This is a genomic window from Myxococcus sp. AM009, assembly GCF_013372605.1.
In the GTDB taxonomy this organism is placed as follows: Bacteria; Myxococcota; Myxococcia; order Myxococcales; family Myxococcaceae; genus Myxococcus; species Myxococcus vastator.
In genome coordinates this window covers 20,984-27,998 of record NZ_JABXEP010000112.1, presented here as the reverse complement: position 1 = coordinate 27,998, position 7,015 = coordinate 20,984, and the positions used below count along the sequence as shown (strand labels likewise).

At 70.1% G+C, this 7,015-nt stretch carries 5 protein-coding genes; 2 read left to right on the top strand and 3 right to left on the bottom strand.

The features are described 5' to 3' along the window. The 3 genes from HV824_RS24690 to HV824_RS24680 all read right to left on the bottom strand — a co-directional run. On the bottom strand, nucleotides 1-1,109 hold a 1,109-nt coding region (locus HV824_RS24690), incomplete at its 3' end, for a trypsin-like serine protease (RefSeq protein ID WP_176424376.1). Nucleotides 1,110-1,125: 16 nt separating this feature from the next. Then, nucleotides 1,126-1,728 (bottom strand): toxin-antitoxin system YwqK family antitoxin, encoded by a 603-nt coding sequence (locus HV824_RS24685; RefSeq protein WP_176424375.1) that lies wholly within the window; start codon nucleotides 1,726-1,728, stop codon nucleotides 1,126-1,128. Continuing rightward, nucleotides 1,719-2,459, bottom strand: a complete 741-nt coding sequence (locus HV824_RS24680; protein ID WP_176417234.1) for a hypothetical protein — start codon at nucleotides 2,457-2,459, stop codon at nucleotides 1,719-1,721. The genes HV824_RS24685 and HV824_RS24680 overlap by 10 nt, the downstream gene beginning before the upstream one ends. 151 nt (nucleotides 2,460-2,610) lie before the next feature. Here HV824_RS24680 and HV824_RS24675 point away from each other — a divergent pair, with 151 nt between their 5' ends. Both HV824_RS24675 and ileS read left to right on the top strand, forming a co-directional pair. Further along, a complete protein-coding gene (locus tag HV824_RS24675; protein WP_176417233.1) occupies nucleotides 2,611-2,889 on the top strand; it encodes a hypothetical protein in 279 nt (92 codons plus the stop codon). Between the two features lie 54 nt (nucleotides 2,890-2,943). Further along, a complete protein-coding gene (ileS, locus tag HV824_RS24670) occupies nucleotides 2,944-6,687 on the top strand; it encodes an isoleucine--tRNA ligase (RefSeq protein WP_176424374.1) in 3,744 nt (1,247 codons plus the stop codon). Nucleotides 6,688-7,015: the final 328 nt, after the last annotated feature.

Sequence of the window (7,015 nt, the reverse complement as noted above, 5' to 3'; positions counted from 1 at the left end):
GCGCTCGCGGACGACCCGCCCATCGGGCGACGGACGCGTTTCCAGGCCCAGGCCAGGAGCACCAGCGGGAGCAGGCTGGGATTTCCGCCCCCTGCCGCCGCGCACCCTCCCTGCGCTGTTGCATCCCGCTGCTTGGGGCAGGGCAGCCACAGCCGACACGCCGAGCCCGCCTTCACACACGGATGCTCGCCTTGCGCGCTGGTGCATGAAGGCCCGAAGTGGCCCGCCTCGAGCCCCGCCACCGCGCAGCTCCGGGTGCCGTCCTCCCGCGCGGCACACGACATGCTCACGGGGCAGTCCGCATGCGCTTGGCACTGCTGCTCGCAGGCGTCCACGGCCGGGTCCATCGGCGTCCGGACGCGCGCGCCTCGTGAGGCATCGTCCATGGCCGCCTGGATGAAGTCCGCGTGCACGTCGACGCGGGTGTTCGTGCCCGTGGCGCAATTGAGGTCGCCAAACGAAGTCACCCCCACCAAGCGCTCGTAGCCGTCCTGTTCGATGAACACCGGGCCGCCGCTGTCCCCGCCGCACGACATCGCCGGCGCCGCTTCGATGGAGAACATGCCCGCTTCAACCGAGGTGACCCGAGACAGGCCGCCACGGCGCAGCCCCGCGCCCCCGGCTCCGTCCACGCCGAAGCCCACCACCCGCGCCAGCCGCCCCACGCCGTCAGCGGGAAACGCCCGCGCCTCCCAGGCCAGCGGAGCGACGGGCGCATCGCTGGCGAGAATCAACACGCCCACGTCATTCACGCCCGGACGCCACGCGGGATGGAGGCGGCCCTCCACCACGCGGACGCGCTGCGCGGCGGAGGCGCGGGCCGTCTCGGCGGCGAACACCACCGAGAAGACCCGCGGCGCCTCCGCGTTCTCCACGCAATGCGCCGCCGTCAACACCACCCGGGGCGCCACCAGCGTCCCCGTGCAGAGCACGCGAGCCGCCTCGTCAGGCTCACCACAGAAGGGCGAGACGGGGACGATGGCGGCCACCGAGGGGAAGCCCGGCTCGGGCGCTCCGCCCACCACGGCCCGCCGCGCCGGGGTGAGCGGCTCCGGGGAGATGGGGACGACAGAAGGACCACACGCGCCCGCCGCCAGCAGGAGCCCCACTGCGGCGGACGTGACGTCACTCGCTGTCGAAGTCGCCCTGCGGAACGTCCGTGGCCGCGCCCGCGGCGTCCCAGTACTTCCACTCACCCGTCTTCTCCCCCTTCTCGTACTGGCCCTGCACGGCCAGCGCGCCATTGGGGTGCCACTCCGAATAAGCGCCCTGCGAGCGGTGCCCCGCCAGCGTCCCTTCCGCCCACTTCGAGCCGTCCGAACGCCAGGCGGTCCACTGCACCGGACCGGCGCCGGGCGGATGGAGCTCCTCGCGGTTCTTCGGGCCCTCCTCGTAGTAGAGGGTCCACAGGCCCTGCTTGAGCCCGCCGCGGTAGGCACCCTCGAACTGCTTCACGCCGTCCTCGAAGTAGGTGACCCAGCGGCCCTCCATCTTCCCGTCGACGTAGGCACCCTCCGTCTTCAGCTTCCCGGTGGCGTGCCACTCCACCCAGCGGCCGTGCTTCTGGCCATCGGGCCGGGCGCACCACTGGAGGACGCCGTCGGGCGGCGCGCGGCCCTGGAGCCGCGCGCCATCGGGACAGGGCCCGGAAGCCCGGTTGCAGCCCAGGGCCATCCCGGCGACCAGCGCCAGCGCCACACCTGCCAGGACGCGCTTCTTCAACTGCAAGAGCCCACGCCGCTGCAGCTGCAGTTGTTGCGCGCGAACGAATAGTCATCCGACGCCGCCGCGAAGCTGCCCAGGCCGTAGTCGTGCTTGGCGCAGTCCTGCGTGTAGGCCGTGGTGCCCACGCAGCGCGGCAGGCTGGTGACGCCGCAGCCCTGGCCACAGCGGCCCTTGCAGCCGTTGCCCGAGCCACCGGTGCAGCCGCAGCCCCGGCCCACCGTTCGGTAGTAGCCGGAGCCGATGTACTGACGGCTGCAGGTGCAGGAGAGGTGCACCCAGCCGCGCTCGGACACGTACTCGTACGCCGTGAGGACCTCGCCCACGGGGACAATCTGCATGAAGCTCGTCTGGCGCTCGGCGGCTTCCTCCACGCGGGTGCGGCCCTCCGCGGGGAGCTCGTGGGCGAGCCCCTCCAACAACGACGCGAGCAGGTGCGCGTGGGACGCGTCCAGCGGGCTGCCCGACGGCGTGAACTGGCCCACGCCCTGGTTGAAGTCGATGTGGAATCCGATGACGGGGTCGCCAAAGTCGTACGTCACCTCGACGACGTTGGCCTGCGTCTCCACCGCGAGCATCCGCACCACCGCGCCCCCGGAGCCGTACGTGGCCTCCAGCGTCGTCGCGTCGTGCTGGAGGACCTGGAAGCCCTCCTGTTCAAGGGGCTGCCCGGACGGCGCATCGGAACAGCCCACCACGACAGCCAGCGACAGGGCACAGAGCAGCAGCCTCTTCATGTCTCTCTCGATTCCAGGGGTGCGGAAATTCTCAACTCCCGAGAACCTAGAAAGATACATACATGGGCGTCAACAGGCTCACCCTGAAATTCAGAACATCCCCGCTTAGACTCGACACCCCGGCGACAAACGCCGGTCTCAGGAGAGGCCCATGCCCCAGAATCGCGCGACCCTGATGTGCCTTGCCGCCCTGCTGATGGGGGGCTGCGGTGGAGCCCTGGACGAAGCCACGGCGGAGCCCGCCGCGACGGAGTCCACGTCCCAGGCCCTCTATCCGGAGTACGACCCGGACATCCACTGCCGGGTCCGGTCCCAGTATGTGTCCTGCGGCAGCGGGCCGACGCACTACGCCTTCTACAGCCCGGACTGGGGCTACTACATCGAACGCGACATCTGTGGTGGCAACTGGCCGCTCTGTCCGCTGCTCTGATTCACAGGACGGGCATCCATCCCCGGCGCGGGCGGTGCTATCAAGCACCGCACCATGCCTGAAACGCCCCCTTCCCTGTTCGACGTGGTGCCCGCGGAGCTGGACTTTCCGTCCGACGAGCGCCGCATCCAGGCCTTCTGGAAGGACCGCCGCATCTTCGAGCGCTCGCTCGAAACGCGTGAGGGTGCCCCCAGCTTCGTCTTCTACGAGGGCCCGCCGACCGCCAACGGCCTGCCGCACAACGGCCACGTCCTCACGCGCGTCATCAAGGACCTGTTCCCCCGCTACAAGACGATGACGGGCCACTACGTCCCCCGCAAGGCCGGCTGGGACACCCACGGCCTGCCCGTGGAGGTGGAGGTCGAGAAGGAGCTGCGCATCCACGGCAAGGCGGAGATTGAGCGCTACGGCGTGGAGCCCTTCACCGAGCGCTGCATCGAGTCCGTCTTCCGCTACACCTCAGAATGGGAGCGGCTCACCGAGCGCATCGGCTTCTGGGTGGACCTGAACCAGGCCTACGTCACCTACCACCGTCAGTTCGTGGAGAGCGTGTGGTGGGCGCTGGCGGAGCTGCACCGCAAGGGCCTCTTGTACCAGGGCCACAAGGTGGTGTGGTGGTGGCCGCAGGGCGGCACCGCGCTGAGCGCCGCGGAGGTGGGCCTGGGCTACAAGACGGTGGACGACCCGAGCGTCTACGTCGCCTTCCCGCTGCGCGACGCGCCGGACACCGCGCTGGTGGTGTGGACGACCACGCCCTGGACGCTGCCGTCCAACATGTACGCGGCCGTCAACCCGGGCGTGGACTACGTCACCGTGGACGCGGGCGAGCGCAAGCTCATCGTCGCCGCGGCCCTGCGCGAGGCGCTGGCGAAGAAGCTCAAGCAAGAGCTGCCGGTGGTCGCCACGCAGAAGGGCAGCGCCCTGGTGGGCCAGCGCTACCAGCCGCCCTTCGAGCAGTACCACCAGCGCGCGGGCGACACGCGGCTGCCGCTGAAGGACGGCGGTGAGGACGCGCAGGCCTGGCGCGTGCTGGGCGCGGACTTCGTGACGCTCGACAGCGGCACGGGCATCGTCCACATCGCCCCGGCCTTCGGCGAGGACGACTACGAGGCCTTCCGCAAGGACAAGGCCCGCTTCGCCCAGCCCGAAGCGCTGGAGCTGTTCTGCGCGGTGAAGCCGGACGGCACCTTCTCCGACGACGTGCCGCTCGTGGCGGGGCGCTTCGTGAAGGAGGCGGACAAGGACATCCAGCGCCACCTGAAGGAGCGCGGGCTCATCCTCCTCACGGAGCAGTACAAGCACGAGTACCCCTTCTGCTGGCGCGCGGACGACGACCCGCTCATCCAGTACGCCCGTCCCGCCTGGTACATCCGCACCACGTCCGTGAAGGACGAGGCGATCGCCAACAACCGCGCCGTCAACTGGGTGCCCGAGCACATCAAGGAAGGCCGCTTCGGCGACTTCCTGGCCAACAACGTGGACTGGGCCCTGTCGCGCGAGCGCTACTGGGGCACGCCGCTGCCGCTGTGGGTCCACTCGGAGACCGGTGAGGTGGAGGCCGTCCCCTCGCTCCAGGCACTGCGCGAGAAGCCGGGCAACAACGTGGCCGCGGTGGAGGCGGAGCTGAACGCCTTCCTCGCGGGCAAGCCGCACGAGGCCAACGCCAGGCACCTCCTGGTCCACAAGCCGTGGATTGACAAGGTGACGTTCGAGAAGCCCGGCACCCCGGGGCGCTTCCAGCGCGTGCCCGAAGTCGTGGACGTGTGGTTCGACTCCGGCTGCATGCCCTTCGCGCAGTGGGGCTTCCCGCACGCGCCGGGCTCGCGGGAGATTTTCAACCGCGCCTTCCCTGCGGACTTCATCTCCGAGGCCATCGACCAGACGCGCGGCTGGTTCTACTCCCTGCTGATGGTGAGCACGCTCCTCTTCGACGAGGAGACGCAGGCGCGCATGGGCCTGTCGCCCCTGCGCGGCTGGCCGCAGCCGTACAAGAGCTGCATCGTGCTGGGCCACGTCTCCGACAAGGAGGGCCGCAAGGAGTCCAAGTCCAAGGGCAACTACACGCCGCCGGAAATCATCCTGGACGAAGTGCGCATGGACTTCGCCGTCCTCACGGCCGCGGAGGCCGGCGTGCCGGGTGAGCCGGGCGTGGCGCTCATCGCCCGCGAGGACCTGGAGGGCCTGGACCTCCAGGAGGGCGCCCAGGTGCGGCTCTTCCGCCCGGACCGCCCGGACGTGGCGCTCACGGCGACGGTGAAGGCGCACAAGAAGCTCAAGCGCCGCGTGCTGCTGCTGGCGCCCGCTGACTTGCAGGCGCTGGACGTGGCGCCCTCCGCGCGCGGCGCCAGCGTCATGCCGGTGGAGGTGCCTCGGCTGGCGCCCTCCGAGCGCGTGGTGCTGAAGGACCCCGCCGCCAAGGCGCCGGGCGCGGACGCGTTCCGCTGGTTCTTCTACGCGGCGAGCCCCACCTGGTCGAACACGCGGCACTCGCTGAGCAACGTGCGGCTGTTGCAGAAGGACTTCCAGGTCAAGCTGCGCAACGTCTACTCGTTCTTCACCATCTACGCGAACATCGACGGCTTCAACCCCGCGGCCGGCAACGCGGACGCGTCCGACTCGCCGTGGGAGGCCATCCGCCGCAGCCAGGGCTGGCGCGAGGTGAAGGCGCGGCCGGTGCTGGACCGCTGGATTCTGTCGGAGGTCCACCTCACCCTGCGCGACGTCACCCGCGCGCTGGACACCTACCAGGTCTACGACGCGGCCCAGCGGATGGTGGCCCTGGTGGACGCGCTGTCCAACTGGTACCTGCGCCGCAGCCGCTCGCGCTTCTGGGCGCCGGGCTTCGAACAGGACAAGCAGGACGCGTACTTCACGCTCCACGAGGCGCTCACCACCATCGCCTCGCTGTCGGCGCCCTTCATCCCCTTCTTCGCAGACGAGCTGTGGGGCAACCTGGTGCGCAAGCCCTGGCCCACCACGCAGCCGGAGAGCGTCCACCTGGCGCGCTTCCCCACGGTGGAGGCGTCTCTCATCGACGAGGGGCTCGCGGCGGAGATGGGCGCGGTGCGGGATTTGGTCTCCCTGGGCCTCAAGGTGCGCACGGACAACCGCCTCAAGGTGCGCCAGCCGCTGTCGCGCGCGGACGTCATCCTGGCGCGCAAGGAGCTGACGGACCGCGTGGCGGTGTACCGCGACCTCATCGCGGACGAGCTGAACGTCCACGAGGTGCGCTTCGTGGAGCCGGGCAGCCCGGAGGCGGACGTGGTGCGCTTCCGCGTCCGGCCCAACCTGCGCGCGGTGGGCGGTCGGCTGGGCCCCAAGCTGGCCCCGGTGCGCAAGGCCTTCGACACGGGCGACGGCGACGCGCTGCACCGCGAGCTGCTCCAGACGGGCCGCGTGGCCCTGACGGTGGCCGGCGAGGACCTGGTCTTCACCGCCGAGGAGCTGGAGACGCTGGTGGAGGCCAACCCCGGCTACGCCGCCGCGGGCATGGGCGTGGGCGTGGTGGTGCTCCACACCGAGCTGACGGAAGGCCTGGTGGATGAGGGCCTGGTGCGCGAGCTGCTCGCCCGCGTGCAGGGCGCGCGCAAGGACCTGGAGCTGGGCTACACCGACCGCATCCAGCTCTGGGTGGACGGCGACGCGCGCGTGAAGCGCGTGACGGACGAAGCGCGGGAGCTGATTGCGCGGGAGACGCTCGCCTCCAGCATCCTCGTGGGCCCCGAGGGCCTCACCGGCAAGGAAGAAGAGGTCAGCCTCAATGGCCTGCCCGCGCGCCTCCGCGTGGAACGGGCCTGAGCCGCGAAAAAACACGGGCTGCCTCATCCCCGCGATGAGGCAGCCCGCAAGGCACGGCACCCCGGCGCGGCCCCTCCCACGTGAGAAAGGGGACGTGCCGGCCTTCACTCCGTTCGCGGTGAAGGTCGTGTCGTTCCGGTACAGCAACGCCTGGGAGCCGCGTCACAGCACGCCGCGGCTCCGACTATTTCAGTATAAACTGTTTTTGCTCGATTACTGAAATATGAGACAGGTTGTCAATCAAGACCCGGGCCCCTCTCCACGGGCGCCCTATCTTGACCGGCCTGTCGCAATCCTCGATAAGCGGCTCGCGTCACAGTTGAGACTG

Excerpts from the sequence above, each read along its gene's own strand:
- HV824_RS24680 (WP_176417234.1), bottom strand. The coding sequence starts at position 2,459 with ATGAAGAGGCTGCTGCTCTGTGCCCTGTCGCTGGCTGTCGTGGTGGGC.
- HV824_RS24675 (WP_176417233.1), top strand. The coding sequence starts at position 2,611 with ATGCCCCAGAATCGCGCGACCCTGATGTGCCTTGCCGCCCTGCTGATG.
- ileS (WP_176424374.1), top strand. The coding sequence starts at position 2,944 with ATGCCTGAAACGCCCCCTTCCCTGTTCGACGTGGTGCCCGCGGAGCTG.